Source organism: Verrucosispora sp. FIM060022 (assembly GCF_003977705.1).
GTDB lineage: Bacteria > Actinomycetota > Actinomycetes > Mycobacteriales > Micromonosporaceae > Micromonospora > Micromonospora gifhornensis.
The window spans coordinates 51419-66764 of sequence record NZ_RQIV01000009.1 but is presented as its reverse complement, the minus strand read 5'-3'; the positions used below and the strand labels follow the sequence as shown (position 1 = coordinate 66764).

The following is a 15346-nucleotide window of genomic DNA, read 5'->3' as shown; positions in this document are numbered from 1 at the left end:
AGCAAGGACCGCATTCCCGAACGAACGTGCCCCGACCCGACTCGAACGGGTCACCCACCAGAAAGGGGGCGGGGCGAAAAGCCTTGAAGGTCAGAGCGGCTTGACGCCCTGCGCCTTCCACGTCAAGCCGGACCGGCCGTCCCGCTCCCAGTGCGACACCGTGGCCCCGATCAGCTCCACCAGGTCGCCTTCCTCGATCCCCTCAGGACTGGTCGACAGGGTGATCCGCAGTTCCTCACCCTTGCCCCGGTAGCCGTCCTCCGTCGCCACCGGCTTAGCGAACACACCCACCACGTACAGCGGGTCATCCGTCCCGTAAGCCGTGATCACCTTTCCGTCCTGATCCGCCTTGATCGACGGCTCCTCCACTACCCGCAGCTTGAAGCCAGCCAGGTTCACCGGGATGTTCCGCATCTTTGGCCCCTCACTCTTCGGCGACGTGTCGCCCCTGCGTCTGTCCGGCACTCAGGCCGAGTGACCCTCGCCGTCCGATGTAACAGACCGGATCAGCTTGGATCAGAGGCTAACAGTTTGATTCAGGGTGAGTCAACAGATACAATCAGTTTCACGTTGGTAGGCTCTTGACCTGCGTAAATGTGACCTCCGGAGGCTGGCTCGACGACCTTCGGAGCCGGCAGATCCGTACCGAGACAGGGGGTCCGATGACCGACCAGCCACGCCCGCCGGAGGAGTTGCAGCGAGGGACGGCGGCACTCGTCATTGCTCAGGCCATCCGGAACGACATCCAGGCCGGTCGCTTGGCGCACGGTCGGCAGCTGCCCGGCACTAGGAGTCTTGCCCAGACCTGGAACACCAGTGTTGCGACGATCAATCGGGCGATGGCACTGCTGGCCGAGGAAGGACTTGTGGTCAACCGAGCGCGTTCTAGCCGGATCGTCCACAACCCTGCCGGGGCGGCAGACAGGCAGGGACCCCGCGTGATCCTCATTGGAGGCTATGCGGGCTCAGGCAAGACAGAGCTTGGCCGCATCATCGCTCGCCAGACAGGCTGGGCAATCCTTGACAAGGACACAACAACCCGTGCGGTTGTCGAAGCGGCGCTAGAGCACCTAGGTCACTCCCCGCATGACCGGGAATCGGAAACCTACCTGGCGGTTATCAGGCCTGCTGAGTACGAAGCGCTAATGGCCGCGTTAGACGAGAACTTGCAGTGTGGGTCTTCTGTCGTCGTGACCGCACCCTTCATCAAAGAGCTAAGCGACGAAGCATGGTGTGACCGACTATCAGCAACGGTGGCAGCATACAACGGAATTCTTCGAGTCGTTTGGGTGCACTGCGACCCCATCACTATGCTTACTTATATCCGTCGGCGAGGTGCCGCCCGAGATGACTACAAACTTGCCAACTGGAACGAGTATATAGGGAGACTTGACGCCGCTTTCACGCCAAAGATTGCACATATCAGGGTGGACAACTCCGCTGGCGCCAGGCCCCTACAAGAACAGGCTAAAGACTTGCTCAGCGAGATGGCCGAGCAATGAAACAAGGGCTGATCCTTTACGGTGCACCTGCTAGCGGCAAGGACACGGTCACCGCTGCTCTCGTTGCCAGGTATCCCCAGTTTGAGCACTTCAAGCGATTGAAGTGCGGCCCCGGAAGAACGCGGGGCTATCGGATGATTACTTCGGATCAAGCAGATTATCTGCGACGGGTGTCCGGGGAAATCTTGTGGGAAAATACGCGATACGGCGCTACGTACTTCGTTGACCGATCCGGGCTTGAGTACCTATGGGACTCGGGGCGCATACCAGTCGTGCACCTTGGCCAGATCGAAGCGATTGGAGCTATAGCTAATGGGATCGAGGCAGACTGGAATGTAGTCGAGCTATACGCCCACCCGGCCGTACTCAGCCAGCGTATTCAGTCGCGGGGCACCGGGGACGAAGACCAACGTTTTGCGGCTATCGCTCAAACTCCTCGCCTACCGATCGCGGACATGCGGATCGATACCGGGGCGATGTCCATTAGCGAAGCAGCTGATGCCGTCAACCGGTGCTGCCGGATGGCGTAAGCATTGACCCCGTCTTCAGCCTTCCTGGAGCGTATGTCTGGTCTCGCGTGACGCTTGGCGCACCGACCTAACCTGATGCTTGTCAAGTCAGATCAAGCGTAGGGCTGACCTAACCCGATCGCCCATTTATGGCCAGGCAGCGTAAGCGAGCGAGCTTAGGAGAGGTGCCAGGGCGTCTCAACCCATGTGACGGGTATGCGACTCAATGGCAGCAAGTTTTTAATGATGTGCTCCAATCGTGCGGTGGACTGGTCGAAGATCGTTCTTGCCCTTATTCTGCCCGTCCTCGTCTGGCTGCTAACATTTGGTATCTTTGCAGTCCAAATGGCTTTTCTGGTGGTATTTGAAACGCGGATTGCATCCGGAATCATAGATAAGAAGTACTTCGATTACGTTCTAGCCGCAGTTATCGCCGGACTTGCTAGCCACTATGATCAGCATTTTGCGGCACCTCTTCTCTCAAGCCTGTATCCACAGTTTCCGGAGGAGGAGGTGCGGGGTGTTGTACTTTTCTTCATAGGCGGCTTTAGCGCCCTGCATGCCGGAGTGGCATTCCATTACTCATTACTTCATGTGACGAGGTTTAGTGGGCGCAGCATGCTGGTTTTCCAGCAACAGGTTTACGAAAAGGATCCGAGAACCGTAAGGCTCCTCTGGATTCGCATCTTAAATCTTATCGGCCTGACTTCTGTGGCCCTAATCGCTCTTGCCCATGTCTACATTTATACCGCAGTGCGCGGCTTAAACAACCTCGACAGCCCGCTAGTAGTCGCGTACACTGCGGGTCTTGTTGCTGCTGGATTCGCCACTATCCAAATGCGCAAACTCATACTCCACTTTCCCTCAACTCTGGTATTGGTGGCAAAGCTCAACCAAATTATGGCCCAGAATGCGAAGCCGCGAGAGCAGCAGCGATCGCTTTCTCCGAGAAAATCGGATCAGATTGGCTGGGCCCGCCGAGAGCTGCTTCACGTTTCACGAATGCTAGAACGACTCGCTCGGCAAGAAGACGCCGTCTCCGGCCCTGATGTGCAGCATCCTATCGCAGCCATCTATCGGGCCGTAGCGGACGAGATCCGCCTCTACTGTCGTTCGCCGAAGTCACTTGATGGCCCGTTGCCCGGTTCGTTGGTCACAACACTCAGAGCAACGCAGGGTTTCATAATCACAGGGGACGCCACATGGCGTAGGCATATCGTGAGACGGCTAAGCGTGTTTGACGAACACGGGAAACCACGTCCCTTGAGCACTACATCCGCCGAAAGAAGCACCATTCGCTTCGTGCGCGTTAGTGGACGCCTGATAGACCTCAGCCTTGCTTGGATTCAACAGAGGTGGCTTGCTATAGCAGTCGTGATTGCAGCTGTCGCTGTAATCCTAGGCGGTCTAGACATTGAGACGCTCATCGGACTTGCCGCATAGGGACTGTCGACCGCCGGTCAGGCTTCTGCCGCGCCAGTGCGGGTCGCGCAACATACGGTGGCCGGAGCGTAGTGTGTTCAGACTTTCTTTACTTGGTCAAGGGCGGGCCTGGCGGCCCGCCGCCGGGGCGCGCGTGCGGCCTGGCGGCCGGTCACGCCCCGGCGCGCCTGGCGGACAAAGGAACTCGGCTCAGCCGGACCGCCGGCGGATGCCGGGACCTGCGGTGTACCGCTCACTATCGGCCAGCGGGTCCGCCGGGCGTAAGGCTGGCCGGGCAGGCGCCGGGAGTCGGTTGCCAGGTCAAAGCGCCTCCGGCGGGGGCCTCGGGCTCCGGGATGGGCGGGGGTTCGTGGGCGGGTTGCGGTCCGAGGGTGGCTGAGGTGGTTGCCATCCCGTCACCGCCGTCCCAGGCAGAGCCGAGCAGACCTGCCCCAGGGTGACAAGGTCGTTCGTCCGGTAGGGCGCTCCACCTTGTCACCCTGGGGCAGGTCCGCTCCACGGGGTGTGGGACGACGGTGACGGGATGGCAACCCGGTCGGGCGCGGTGCGTCGCAAACGCTGAGGCGCGGCGGTGTCCGCCTGGGCGGGGGTCCGCAGCGCGCGTGCCAACTAGTCGATCTATCGTGCGGAAATGACCTTGGGGGAGGACACGAAGATCCGCCGTCGGTCGCGCCGATGGGTGCTGCTGCTCGCCGCCGCTCTGATGCTGTGCACCGCAGGCCCGGTGGGCGTCGCAGCCGCCGGGGTGGGGTGGCTGGTGGTGAAGACGCATCAGGCGGATCAGGGGCAGCCGACACCGGCCGCCGCTGCCAACGTCTTCATGCTCGCTGTGTCGTCTGGTGAGGAGCTGGGGCTACGGGCGGTGTTGGCACCGGAGCGCCGTGACCAGCTGGTCGAGGAGTGGCGAAGCATCCGGGACGACATCAGCCGGACGTACCCGAACGTCTCGAAGGTAAGCACGAGAGCGCTTGTCGTTGAGGACCAGGCCGACGATCGCGCCCAGGTCGTGACCGAGGTCTACCCGGTGTGGTGGTCAGTCGACGCCGGGGGACTCATGATGCACGGCAGTCCGCACCCGTGGCGGTTCGAGACCCGCCGTGATGACGGTGGGTGGCGTGTGTGGTCGGTCGATCCACACCCATGGTGCGGGGGTCACGTCCGTGTCAGCGCCTGCCAGCAGCAGTAGGGGTATCCAAGCGACACCGCTTGCCGCTGGTCGTCGGAAGGCGTCGAGCTGGGCGAAGACCGACCAGCCGCACGAATATCTCTCGCTTGTCTACCGCGATGCCCCGGCTGTCCAGCACGTATCCGGTTAGCCAGGCCCAACCCTGGTAGGTGGGCTTTGGGCACACCGAGATCACTCGAAACAGGAAGCGCTGACCCGTGAACTGCACCGATGCGTCACGAGTGATCCACAACTCCTGACCAGGGGTCGGAGGCTGAACGTCCGTCATGGTGCCGGTCTCCTCCCGTTGAGCCCTGCCCGGCTGAGGTCGGGGAAACCCAGCCGGGCAGGGGGGGGTACCGCCGCACCGGGGCGAGTTCGGGTCCTCTACGACCAGCACAGCGGGATGGCCGCACCGTACCAAGACTGGTCTACAGACGTCTAGGTACGTAGAAGGACGAGGCCGCTCGTGTCGAGACTTCTAGCGTCAGCTCCATGGAGCCTGACCCGGACGCCGACATCGACCACGGCGCACCGCTGCCGCCCTATCGCCAACTGGCGGGCATCCTGGCGGCCCGGATTCGTCGCGGCGACTGGCAGCCCAACCGGGCCATCCCGTCCGAGTCTCAGCTTGTCCAGGAGTACGGCCTCGCTCGCGCGACCGTGCGACGTGCGATCGCGGCACTGGTGGATCAGGGCGTGCTGTTCGTGGTGCCGCAACGCGGAACGTTCGTCAAGCCGCAGGGGTGAATCGCCGTCGATGCCCGAGCATGATCATCGGGCACAGATCCGGCACAACTGAGCCCGAAAACGGGTGTAAAACGCCGTGAGCTGCTGAAGAGTCCCGCCCAGGTCAGGCAGTCGATCCGCCCGATTCGCCATGATCCATGGAGCGCGAGAAGGGTTCAGGGTTCGAGTCCCTGGCGGCCCACGTACTTCTGACCTGCGGTTCTTGGTACGTGCCGCAGTCGTCATGCGAACCGGTTGGTCGAGGTTCGAGTCTTTCTGGCCAGCAAGTGAGACTGCATGCATAATGAATGCATGGTTGCGCTCCAGATTCGAGACGTGCCGGAAGAGGTGCGAGACGCCCTGGCGGCCCAGGCCAAGGCGCGTGGGCAGTCACTCCAGGCGTACCTGCTGGAGTTGGTGGAGACCCAGGCTCGACGGCTGCGCAACACGGCGGCCCTTGATCGCTTCGCCGGTCGATCGGACGGTGCTCGCTCCCTGCCGGGGGAGAGTGCCGCCGAGTTGGATGACCAGCGGGAGCAGCGCGGACCGTGGGGAAGCGCCGCGTGATCGTGGTGGATGCGTCGGTTCTGGCCGATGCCCTGGTCGACGACGGGCCGGTCGGCGACGCGGCACGGGCGGAACTGACCGGAGATCCGCACTGGGCCGCGCCGAGCCATCTTCTGATCGAGGTCATGTCGGTGATCAGAGGCAAGGTCCTCGGTGGGAAGCTCGGCCTTGCTCGGGCACAGGAGGCGATCGACACCCTGCCTTCGTTGGTCATCGACGAGGTTGGTGTCGCGACACTGCTTGATCGGATGTGGCAGTTGCGGGGCAATGTTACGGCGTACGACGCGGCGTATGTCGCGGCGGCCGAGTTGCTGGCCTGTCCACTCGTGACCGGTGATGGTCGGCTCGCCAAGGCCAACGGCGTCCGCTGCGAGATCCGGCTGCTCGCGGCGTCTTGACGGTAGCCGCCCGAGGATTATCGGCCTGAGGTCCTTGGGGCAGCGGCCAACCTGAGTGGTAGCGGGTCACCGGCGATCGTGGCGGTGTGGTTCGCATGGTGGTACCTCCGGCCCACCGCAACGGATACCCAAACGGAGGGTCCAGCGCGGCGAATCCCCAGGCCACGACCGATATCTCGGGTGCTCATCGCGGCTCGACCCCGCAACGCCGGGCAGTTCGCCGCCTCCATAGCAGGGCGAAGAACGTGGCCAGAATTCTGACCAGTCGTTAGAATGGCCGCTATGGAGACCATTCCGATCACGGAAGCTAAGGCCCGGATCGCCGAGCTTGCCGACCGGGTCGCTCGGGAGCACGACCGCTTCACGATCACCCGCAACGGCCGCGCCGACGTGATGCTGATCTCGGTCGCCGAGTACGAGTCGATGCGGGAGACGCTCGACCTGCTCTCCGACGACGAGGCCCTCGCGGATCTGCGCCAGTCGCGGGAGGATTTCGCGGCCGGCGACACGTTCTCGATGGACGAGGTTCGCGCCGAGCTGGAACGGCGTCGCGGTAGGGCGGCCTGATGCCGTCGCAAGGCGGGCGGCGGGACGACACCGTCGAGGCGACCAGCCCGTACACGGTGATGTTCTCCCGGCAGGCCCGCCGCAACCTGCACGAGGACCTGCCGCTGGAGGTCGCGGTCGCGGCGACGGAGACCATCCAGCACGCGATAGCGGTCAACCCCTATCGGGCGGGCAAACCACTCGACGAGCCCTTCGATGGCTTTAACTTCGCCCGCCGCGGCACGTATCGGATCATCTACCGGGTCAACGAGGCCAAGCGTGTCGTGGAGATCCACTCGATCCGCCACCGGCGCGACGCCTACCGCTTCTAGGCCACGGGCTGGAATCGCGCTTCATTGGGCTGGCCCGCCCATTCGAAGCGGCAGCGGCTACCGGCGATGGTCACCGACTGGATCGCATGGTGATGCCTCCAGCCCACTCTTGCGCTGCCGAACCGCGATCCCGGCCCACGCAGCAGCGACCAGAAGTGGACCGCAGGTACCCTGGCCGCCGAACTCGACAGGATTACCAACGACGCCGAGGAAGTGATGGTGGCCGGTCGGGCCACGAACCGGTAGTCATCGTCCCGCTCGCCGGGTACGAGGCAATGAACGACATCGAGATCGTCGCCTGCCGATACCACTACGGCGACCGATAACAGACCGGTTGGAACCAGCAGCCGACACGTTGGTCCCACAATCCCCGACGGGGTTGTCCCTGGCTGCCATCTTGTTGGTCTTTCATGCGAACCAGTTGATGGCGGCCCGTCGTGACGCTTGACTCGACTTCTCGACGGGACTGTGGCTGGCTACGGCGGCGCGGTGCTGGACGGGCCGGAATGTTGTCCTGCGGCCAGTTGCATGACGACGGCACGCAGACCACGGCAGGGCTGCGTCGTCGGCGGAAGGAGTGGTCCGGTACCTCATTCGTAGTGGTAGCGGCACTGCGCGATCTGCACCGTGTCGTCCATGATCCGGTATACGAGGCGGTGTTCCTGGTCGATTCGCCTCGACCAGAACCCCGCCCAGTTTCCGCGGAGCTGCTCTGGTTTGCCGATGCCTTGGTGGCCGTTGCGTCGGATGTCCTCGATCAAGGCGTTCACTCGTCTGAGCATCTGGCGATCTCGTTGCCAGGTCAGATAGTCTTCCCAGCCTCGGCCGGCGAACTGGACCTTCACGCTGCCGACGCCTCGCCTGAACTGGCGTCGGGGTCGATCAGGTCGTGCATCTCCCCACCCCCGTTGCGCAGCTCCTCGACAGCTTCATTCAGACGGCGCGCGTTGGCGGGGCTGGCCATCAGGTAGGCCGTCTCCTTCAACGACTCATACTCACGCAACGAGATGATGACCGCGGCCTCCCTGCCTGAGCGGGTGACCACCACTTCTTCGGCGTCCTCCACGACATGGTCGAGCATCTTGGCCAGGTTCTGCCGAACTTCCGAGTAGGGAACGATGCGCATGCTGCCGCCTCCCAAACGTTACGTACAATAAATTGTACAACCTCGCCGGGCTGCTTGTCAGATGGTTCAACGCGGCCCAGCACCCACGCCGATGAGCTGCGTTGACTCCGAGCGAAATTCATTGGGCACAACCAGGGCACGACTCAACTCCGGCCTTGGTCGATGGGAGCTTCCCGCCGCTGCCTGCCGCAGGGATATCGCCGACCAACCCGCGTGGGCGGTCCTTCCTCGGCAGCCAATGGGGCTGAACGGCGGCTGGCTCCCAGAGCGGTCGGTCGGCTCCAGCCACGCGGTTCCGCTGAGTCAGCGGCGTACGGTGACCTTTGCGCTGGTGGCCTTGCCGTTCGTGTGGCCAGCCTTGCGGGCAATCACCGTGACGGTGAGCTTCTTGCCGCGCATCTTCGAGGTCAGCTTCAGCGTCTTGCCGGTCGCTCCCTTGATCAGCTTTCCGTTGAGCCGCCACTCGTACTTGTAGGAGTCCGCCTTCGGCGACCAGGTGCCGACCAGGGCCTTGACCTTTCGGCCGACCTTGGGCGTACCGCTGATCTTGGGCTTTTTCGTCGCCTTGGGGGCCTTGCCCTTGGCGACCGCGGCGGTGGCCTTCGAGGTGGCCTTGCCGTTAGGGTGACCGGTCCGGATGGCGGTCACGGTGACCGTGAGCTTCTTGCCGAGCAGCGCGGCCGTGATCTTGAGTGATGCGCTGGTGGCGCCCTTGATCGCGGTGCCGTTCGCCGCCCACTGGTACTTGTACGACGTGGCGCTGGGCGTCCAGGTCCCGGTGCTGGCCTTCACGGTGCTGCCGACGGCGACCGTGCCGGTGATCGCCGGCAGCTTCGTGGCTTTCGGGGCGGGCGGTGCGACGATCTGGAACCTGCCGGCCCACGTCACCGAGCTACCGAGTTCGTCGTGCGGGGTCAGCCGTACCGTCGCCGGACCGGTCGCCACGCCGGTCAGGTCGGCGTGGACCAGCATCATCGCGCCGCCGCCGGTCAGGTGGTGGACCTGCGCGGGTACCGGCTTGCCGTCGGAGGGGATGACCTCGATGAGGTCCTGCTTGTGCATGCCGTAGCCGGTCAGCTCCAGCAGGTGCACCTCGCCGGTGGTCACCGAACCCGGGGTGACGTGGTCGAGGGCGATCAGGCGGCGTTTGAGCTGGAAGCGGTGTTCGGTGACGTCGGAGGTGCTGCCGGTGGCCGTCACACTCCAGAGGAGCACCTCGTGGGCGCCGTCCGTCGGCGGCGTCCAGGACACGGTCGCCGTTCCGTCCGGGCCGGCGGGAACGGCGATCGACGGTGCGCCGTTGATCCGGTACCGGAACTCCGTCGTGCCGGGCATGCCGGCGGTGAAGGTGAAGGTGCCGGGCCATACCCGGCCGACACCGTTCGACGGGAAGTCGGTCGAGGTGACCACCGGACGGTTGGAGACCGACCAGAGGATGATGGCGCTGTTCGTCTGCACCCCGGCGGTGTCGCGGGCGAAGATGTTGATGTAGTGGGTGCCCCTGACGGTGGGCAGGAGTCGGAAGGTGGCGCTGCCGTCGGCCGCCGGCGTCAGGATCTGTCGGCTGTTCTCGTCGGAGTTGACCGTGACCACGTACTCGACGGGGTTCGCCATGCGGGTACGGGCGGTGAAGGTGGTCGGTGTCACCCAGCCCACGCCGGGGATGCGCGACACGGTGGGCGCCGCACCGTCGACGGAATAGGAGACGTACCGGCTGGCGGAGACGGTGCCGTCGGCGCTGACACTGTGCACCAGGAGGTTGTCGATCTCGTGGTGGACGGCTGTCCAGGTGAGGTCCGCGGTCCCGTCCGGGCGCGCGGCCACCGTGCCGGTGTTGTACGTCTTGTGCACCCGGTCGCGCAGGCTGTAGGTGTAGGAGACGACGTCCGGTCGACCCGGCCGCAGGCGTACCGTCCGCGACTCGCCGACCACCACCTTCGCGCCGTCCTCGCCGCGATCAACCAGCCGTGGGCCGTCGTCCACCTTGAACGCGTACGCCGTCTCGGTCAACTGCGCGCCGTCGGCGGTCACGTCCCGGACGTACAGCGTCTGCAACCCGGCACGAACCGGGGTGATGGACGCGTATCCCAGGCGGTCGACGGCCGGGACGGTGCCGGAGGGGCCGTCGTCGCCGAGCCGCCAGGCGAAGGCCACCGTGTCGGTGCCGTACGTCAGGAAGCGGAAGGTGCCCGCCATCCCGATGGTGTAGTCGAGGTTGGGCGAGTTGGGATACATCGGATACTCGTCCGACGACACCGCCGGTGGGCGTACGGTCTGCGCGGATTGCAGTGTGGTCCCGGCTGCCGAGGCGGGTGCGACCACCGCTACGGCACCTCCGGAGCTGCCGAGTGCGGTCACCGTCAGCAGTGCCACGATTCGTCGAGCTGAGCGCGAGCCGATGCGCATCTGTCCCCCATGTACCGACCGGGCGATGATCACCCGGGCAGATGATATTGACAGACGCCAGACGGTACGGACAAGGCGGATGTGTGCCCGCTCCGGTGGCGCATCCCGGTGGAGCCGGTGCGAGCGGTCAAACCCTGAGCGTCATCGCGCCGTGGTCACTGAGCGACGGTGGGGAATCCGTCGGTGAGTGCCGCGATGGCGCGGTGTAGACGTCCGGCGGCCAGCGGGCCGGTGCCGTCGGTCAACGCCAGGTGGTGCAGCACTCCGGTCACGACCAGGGCCAGCGCCTCCGGGTCGGCGCTCGCGGGCACCCGGCCCAACTGCTGCTCGGCGGTGAGGTAGCGGAAGATCGCCCGTTCGACCGGTTGCAGGCCGGCGCTGCCGTCGCCCAGCACCGCTTCGACGCCGGCGGTGATGCCGGGTCGGTACGCCATCAGCCGGGTCATCGTCACAAGCGTGTCCAGCGGGAGCGCCTGGCTGATCTCGCTGAGGTTCTCGGTGATCGTCGCGCTGCCGGCGCGGGCCGGGAGCCCGGCCACTGCGCTTGCGAGTTGGAAGCTGCGGTCGACCGCGTAGCCGACGAGGAACTCGTCGAAGTTCGTGAAGTGGCTGAACAGCAGCCCGGTGGCGACGCCGGCCTCGCGGGTCACAGCCCGGCTGGTGAGCCGGCTCGGCCCTTCGCCGACGATGACGCGCTCCACGGCGGCGAAGAGGTGCTGCCGAGGTTCGGGGGTGGCGACTCCGCGCGGCATGCCTCTGATCTTAGGCGCAGGCCGGGAGGCTTCGGTTGCCCCGCATGAGCAAGTGCTCATACTATTTGAGCGTACGCTCATTTTTGGGAAGGGATACCGCATGAGGCGAGTGGTGATCGTCGGCGCGGGGATCGCCGGTCTGGCTGCGGCGGCACGGCTCGGCCGCGACGGCTGGCGCACGACCGTGGTGGAGCGGGCCCCGGGCCGGCGCAGCAGCGGCTACCTGGTGAACCTGCTCGGGTCGGGGTACGACGCCGCGCAGCGACTCGGCCTGCTGCCCGCACTCTCCGACCGCGCGCTGGGCTCCTTCTCCACCGTGCTGGTCCGCGCGGACGGTCGGCCCAAGTTCACCGTGCCGGCGGCCCTCGCCGAGGCCACCCTCGGCCCGCACGCCATGACGGTGTTCCGGGGCGACCTGGAAGCCGCGCTGTACGACGCGGCCCGCGAACACACCGACTTCCGCTTCGGCACCACCGTCACCGCGATCGAGCAGGATGCCGACCGGGTCCGGGTCACGCTCAGCGACGGCAGCACCGAGGAGGCCGACCTGCTCGTCGGTGCCGACGGGGTGCACTCCGCCACCCGGACGTCCGTGTTCGGCGCGCAGTACCGGGTCGACCTGCCGTACGTGGTGGCGGCGGTCCCCCTCGCCGAGCCGGTGGCGGAGGTGCCCGAGTCGTCCGCGACAACCTTCATCGGACCCGGCCGTACGGCCGCAGTCATCAACCTCGGGCCCGGCAGATCCTCGGCGTTCTTCACCTACCGCTGCGAGGACCCGGGGTGGGAGGTGGCGCGGGGTGCCCTCGACGCCCTGAGGGCGGCCTTCGCCGACCTCGGCGGGGGCATACCCGAGGCGCTGCGGCAGCTGGCCACCGATCCCGCCAGCGCCTACTTCGACCAGGTCAGCCAGGTGGTCATGCCCAGGTGGAGCGATGGCCGGGTGCTATTGCTCGGCGACGCGGCCTGGTGCGTCACCCTCTTCGCCGGGCACGGCGCCGCCCTCGCCCTGGCCGGCGCGGACCGGCTCGGCACCGCCCTGAACCGGCCCTACCAGGACATCCCGACCGCCCTCGCCGGTTGGGAGGCCGCGCTACGACCGAAGATCGTCAAGCGGCAGGCACTCGCCCGTCGCGGCATGCACCAGTACGCCCCACCGAGCCGCGTCCACGTGTGGCTGAACGACGTCACGATGCGCGCGATCACCCTGCCCGGCGTACGGGGTGTGCTGCGGCGCGCGGTCGAACGGCAGAACGGCTGACGCGTCCGGTTGTCGAGGGCGGGCAGGATTGCAGTGTGGGTTGGCGGGATCGGCGGAAGCCGCGCAGGCTGCGCGGCCGCTGGCTGCCCGGCTACTGGCTGCGCCACCCGCTGACCGGAATCGTGCTGCTTGTCGCCTTGCTGGCGGTGATCGTGCCGCTTGAGGTTCGGTCGATCCACCGGACCCATCGGCTGCACAACTACGGCGTGCAGACCGAGGCGACCGTACGCGAGGTGCATGCGCAGGGCCGGAACTCGTACGTGCTTGTCGCCTTCACCACCGCCGAGGGCCGCCAGGTCGTCGCGGAGGTCACCGACTACAGGTGGAACCCGGAACCGCAGGTCGGGGACGTCGCCACCGTGCGGTACGACCCGGAAGATCCACGACGCAACGTCCGCGACGTACGGATCGGTGCCGGCTACCTGGAGCCCGTGGTCGCCATCGCCGTGACGGTGATGTTCGGGGTCGGCGGCGGCGTGCTGCTCTGGCGTACCCGGTCGGTGTGGCGGCAGAACGCCGAGGACTGGCGTTCCGGACACCACTTCGCCTGACCCGGACTCAGTCGCGGGCCTTCTCCAGGCCGTCGAAGAGCAGGTCGAGAGTGAACTCGAACTCGACCTGGCTGTCGCACCAGCCGAGCGTCGGATCGTCGGCGGCGTGCGCCTCGGCCGCCACCATCGCGGTCAGGTGGGGCAGGTGGGCCGCCATCGCGGCCAACTCCTCCTCGGCGGCCTCGACGTCGGTCTCACCGCCCGCCGACGCGGGCCGGAAGACCTCCTGGGCGAAGCCGAGCGCCAGGCTGCCGAACGCGTGTAGTGCCCGGTGGGCGATCCGGTAGGAGAAGCCGCCGTCGCGCAACGTGGCGATGATGCCGTCGTAGTAGCCGTACAGGCCGACGGGGATGGTGGGGCGGGAGCCGAGCAGCGCGGGCGCCCAGGGATGACGCAGCATCACCGTACGGGCGGCCAGGAACCGTTGCCGCAGGCGGGCACGCCAGTGCCCGTCGTCAAGTGTGGTGTCGACGGCTGCCTGGATCTCGGCGACGACCGCCTCGGCGAGCCCGTCGAGCAGACCTTCCTTGCCGGGCAGGTGATGGTAGAGGGACATCGCCTCGACACCGACTTCGGCAGCCAGTCGACGCATGGTCAACGCGGCCAGCCCTTCGGCGTCCACCAGGGCGATCGCGGCGGCCAGAGCCCGCTCTCGACTCAGCGGCTCTCGAATTTTCCTCGCACCCAACCCGGCTCCCCTCTTCCCTTGACCTTACATCGTATGGTTGCCTTACGCCGTAAGGCTCGGATGTCTCGCCGCGCGACCCCGCCACCGCACACTGAAGGAGCGGCCATGCCTCCGCTGATCCGCACCGCCCGTACGACCGGGTTGCTCTACCTCGGCCTGGCCATCGCCGGCGCACTGGGCTTCCTGACCATCCGGCCCCGGATCTTCGCCGCCGGTGACCCCGAGGCGACCCTCGCCCACCTGGTGCAGAACGAGTCCCTGGCCCGCGTCGCCATCGCGCTCGAACTGCTTGTGGTGCTCACCCAGACCGGCACCGCCGTCTGGTTCTACCGGCTGTTCCGCACCGTCGACGGCGTCGCTGCCGGCTGCATCGCGGCCTTCGGCATGGTCAACGCCATCGCGATCCTCGGCAGCGCCGCGCTCCTCGCGACCGCCACCGAGGTGGCGGCCCAACCGTTCGGCGACGCCGCCGACAGCGTCCAACTGCTGTACCTGGTCAGCGGGAACCTGTGGACCGTGGGTGGACTCTTCTTCGGCCTCTGGCTCGTACCGATGGGCCTGTGCGTACTGCGGTCCGGGTGGCTGCCTCGCGCCCTCGGCTGGGTCCTCGTCGCCGGGGGTGTCGGCTACCTGCTCCACACGTTCGTCGCGTACCTCGCCCCCGGCACCGGGATGCTCGCGGACCTGCTGGTGGTCCCGGCGACCGTCGGCGAGTTCTGGATCCTCGGGTACCTGATCATCCTGGGCGTCCGCAGGTCGGCGCTGCCGACGCCGGCCGAGGCGCCGTGTCGTTGATCCGGTTGTGCCCGTTGCCCGCCGGTGCCCACGGTGGGAGCGTCGACCAACCGGAAGGTACGCCGTGACAAGCGAACGCGAGACCGTCGAGGTCGAACCCGCCCTGTTCCAGGCCGTCTACGACTCACCCGCCTCGCTGCCGGGCCGACACCGCTGGACCACCCCCGAGACGGACGTACGCCGCATCGAGAAGCTGCTCGGCATGCCACCACGCACCATCGGCGCTCCGCTGTGGGTCAGCGGCGACCAACCGGACTGCCCGAAGTGCGATCGCCGGATCACCTGGTACGACATCGTCTCCTCGGCGCTCAAGGGCGTGCACGACCCGACGATGATCGCCACGGTGATTCTCGGCGAACGCCGCTACGTCAACACCGGGCTCCCCGACGCCATCGCCGGTGTCCGCTGCGCCGACTGCCGCACCCCGATCGAGGGCCTGCGCAGCTTCAAGTGCCACAACTGGGCGTACGCCTTCGAGGAGCTGACCGCCGTACGGGAACGGATGGCGGGCGGTTCACTCCTCGGCGAGCAGCGGCGGATGCCCGTCGACTGACGGTTTGTTAATAAGGTGCCCTTCCT

18 protein-coding genes are annotated in these 15346 nt (G+C 66.2%); 12 read left to right on the top strand and 6 right to left on the bottom strand.

The window, feature by feature from the left end:
* Nucleotides 1–90: 90 nt before the first annotated feature.
* A complete protein-coding gene (locus EG812_RS22230; protein ID WP_126712654.1) occupies nt 91–414 on the bottom strand; it encodes a hypothetical protein in 324 nt (107 codons plus the stop codon).
* A gap of 248 nt (nt 415–662) precedes the next feature.
* On the opposite strand from EG812_RS22230, the gene EG812_RS22225 reads away from it, so the two are divergent.
* The 8 genes from EG812_RS22225 (at nt 663) to EG812_RS22185 (ending at nt 7191) form a co-directional block, all read left to right on the top strand.
* A complete protein-coding gene (locus tag EG812_RS22225) occupies nt 663–1502 on the top strand; it encodes a GntR family transcriptional regulator (RefSeq protein WP_126712653.1) in 840 nt (279 codons plus the stop codon).
* Between the two features lie 773 nt (nt 1503–2275).
* A complete protein-coding gene (locus EG812_RS22220; protein WP_126712652.1) occupies nt 2276–3454 on the top strand; it encodes a hypothetical protein in 1179 nt (392 codons plus the stop codon).
* Between the two features lie 631 nt (nt 3455–4085).
* Nucleotides 4086–4640: a hypothetical protein gene (locus tag EG812_RS22215; protein ID WP_126712651.1), complete on the top strand. Its 555-nt coding sequence runs from the start codon at nt 4086–4088 to the stop codon at nt 4638–4640.
* Nucleotides 4641–5114: 474 nt separating this feature from the next.
* Complete coding sequence (locus EG812_RS22205) at nt 5115–5369, top strand: GntR family transcriptional regulator (RefSeq protein ID WP_126712650.1); 255 nt, start codon at nt 5115–5117, stop codon at nt 5367–5369.
* A 291-nt stretch (nt 5370–5660) separates the two neighbouring features.
* A complete protein-coding gene (locus EG812_RS22200) occupies nt 5661–5915 on the top strand; it encodes a FitA-like ribbon-helix-helix domain-containing protein (protein ID WP_013730933.1) in 255 nt (84 codons plus the stop codon).
* Nucleotides 5897–6313: a type II toxin-antitoxin system VapC family toxin gene (locus EG812_RS22195; protein ID WP_126712649.1), complete on the top strand. Its 417-nt coding sequence runs from the start codon at nt 5897–5899 to the stop codon at nt 6311–6313. The genes EG812_RS22200 and EG812_RS22195 overlap by 19 nt, the downstream gene beginning before the upstream one ends.
* A 282-nt stretch (nt 6314–6595) precedes the next feature.
* Nucleotides 6596–6880, top strand: coding sequence for a type II toxin-antitoxin system Phd/YefM family antitoxin (locus tag EG812_RS22190; RefSeq protein ID WP_126712648.1), 285 nt, complete (start codon nt 6596–6598; stop codon nt 6878–6880).
* Entirely contained in the window at nt 6880–7191 is a 312-nt protein-coding gene (locus EG812_RS22185; RefSeq protein WP_126712647.1) for a type II toxin-antitoxin system RelE family toxin, read from the top strand. Before EG812_RS22190 ends, EG812_RS22185 begins: the two co-directional genes overlap by 1 nt.
* 590 nt (nt 7192–7781) lie before the next feature.
* Here the strand turns inward: EG812_RS22185 and EG812_RS22180 are convergent.
* From EG812_RS22180 to EG812_RS22165, 4 genes are all read right to left on the bottom strand, one after another.
* Nucleotides 7782–8036 carry a Txe/YoeB family addiction module toxin gene (locus EG812_RS22180; RefSeq protein WP_018829754.1) on the bottom strand — a complete coding sequence of 85 codons (255 nt, stop codon included), beginning with the start codon at nt 8034–8036 and terminating at the stop codon, nt 7782–7784.
* Nucleotides 8033–8317 (bottom strand): type II toxin-antitoxin system Phd/YefM family antitoxin, encoded by a 285-nt coding sequence (locus EG812_RS22175; protein ID WP_126712646.1) that lies wholly within the window; start codon nt 8315–8317, stop codon nt 8033–8035. Before EG812_RS22175 ends, EG812_RS22180 begins: the two co-directional genes overlap by 4 nt.
* A 303-nt stretch (nt 8318–8620) precedes the next feature.
* Entirely contained in the window at nt 8621–10690 is a 2070-nt protein-coding gene (locus tag EG812_RS22170; RefSeq protein WP_126712645.1) for a hypothetical protein, read from the bottom strand.
* A 188-nt stretch (nt 10691–10878) separates the two neighbouring features.
* Nucleotides 10879–11475 (bottom strand): TetR/AcrR family transcriptional regulator, encoded by a 597-nt coding sequence (locus EG812_RS22165; RefSeq protein WP_126712644.1) that lies wholly within the window; start codon nt 11473–11475, stop codon nt 10879–10881.
* A gap of 100 nt (nt 11476–11575) precedes the next feature.
* Between EG812_RS22165 and EG812_RS22160 the strand changes: the two genes are divergently transcribed.
* Together EG812_RS22160 and EG812_RS22155 are read left to right on the top strand one after the other, a co-directional pair.
* Entirely contained in the window at nt 11576–12733 is a 1158-nt protein-coding gene (locus EG812_RS22160; RefSeq protein ID WP_233579575.1) for an FAD-dependent oxidoreductase, read from the top strand.
* Nucleotides 12734–12768: 35 nt separating this feature from the next.
* Nucleotides 12769–13284 (top strand): DUF3592 domain-containing protein, encoded by a 516-nt coding sequence (locus tag EG812_RS22155; protein ID WP_158632532.1) that lies wholly within the window; start codon nt 12769–12771, stop codon nt 13282–13284.
* 7 nt (nt 13285–13291) lie between these two features.
* Here the strand turns inward: EG812_RS22155 and EG812_RS22150 are convergent, their stop codons facing one another.
* The gene (locus tag EG812_RS22150) at nt 13292–13972 is read right to left on the bottom strand and encodes a TetR/AcrR family transcriptional regulator (protein ID WP_043719289.1); all 681 of its coding nucleotides are present in this window, start codon (nt 13970–13972) and stop codon (nt 13292–13294) included.
* 105 nt (nt 13973–14077) lie between these two features.
* Between EG812_RS22150 and EG812_RS22145 the strand changes: the two genes are divergently transcribed.
* A complete protein-coding gene (locus EG812_RS22145) occupies nt 14078–14767 on the top strand; it encodes a DUF4386 domain-containing protein (protein WP_013730917.1) in 690 nt (229 codons plus the stop codon).
* Between the two features lie 64 nt (nt 14768–14831).
* Nucleotides 14832–15320, top strand: coding sequence for a DUF8243 domain-containing protein (locus EG812_RS22140; protein ID WP_013730916.1), 489 nt, complete (start codon nt 14832–14834; stop codon nt 15318–15320).
* Nucleotides 15321–15346 lie beyond the last annotated feature (26 nt).

What these genes read in the sequence shown, in the direction of transcription:
- EG812_RS22145 (WP_013730917.1), top strand. Translation starts at nt 14,078, where the DNA reads ATGCCTCCGCTGATCCGCACCGCCCGTACGACCGGGTTGCTCTACCTC.
- EG812_RS22185 (WP_126712647.1), top strand. Translation starts at nt 6,880, where the DNA reads ATGCCGTCGCAAGGCGGGCGGCGGGACGACACCGTCGAGGCGACCAGC.
- EG812_RS22230 (WP_126712654.1), bottom strand. Translation starts at nt 414, where the DNA reads ATGCGGAACATCCCGGTGAACCTGGCTGGCTTCAAGCTGCGGGTAGTG.
- EG812_RS22205 (WP_126712650.1), top strand. Translation starts at nt 5,115, where the DNA reads ATGGAGCCTGACCCGGACGCCGACATCGACCACGGCGCACCGCTGCCG.
- EG812_RS22175 (WP_126712646.1), bottom strand. Translation starts at nt 8,317, where the DNA reads ATGCGCATCGTTCCCTACTCGGAAGTTCGGCAGAACCTGGCCAAGATG.
- EG812_RS22200 (WP_013730933.1), top strand. Translation starts at nt 5,661, where the DNA reads ATGGTTGCGCTCCAGATTCGAGACGTGCCGGAAGAGGTGCGAGACGCC.
- EG812_RS22165 (WP_126712644.1), bottom strand. Translation starts at nt 11,475, where the DNA reads ATGCCGCGCGGAGTCGCCACCCCCGAACCTCGGCAGCACCTCTTCGCC.
- EG812_RS22225 (WP_126712653.1), top strand. Translation starts at nt 663, where the DNA reads ATGACCGACCAGCCACGCCCGCCGGAGGAGTTGCAGCGAGGGACGGCG.
- EG812_RS22160 (WP_233579575.1), top strand. Translation starts at nt 11,576, where the DNA reads ATGAGGCGAGTGGTGATCGTCGGCGCGGGGATCGCCGGTCTGGCTGCG.
- EG812_RS22190 (WP_126712648.1), top strand. Translation starts at nt 6,596, where the DNA reads ATGGAGACCATTCCGATCACGGAAGCTAAGGCCCGGATCGCCGAGCTT.
- EG812_RS22215 (WP_126712651.1), top strand. Translation starts at nt 4,086, where the DNA reads ATGACCTTGGGGGAGGACACGAAGATCCGCCGTCGGTCGCGCCGATGG.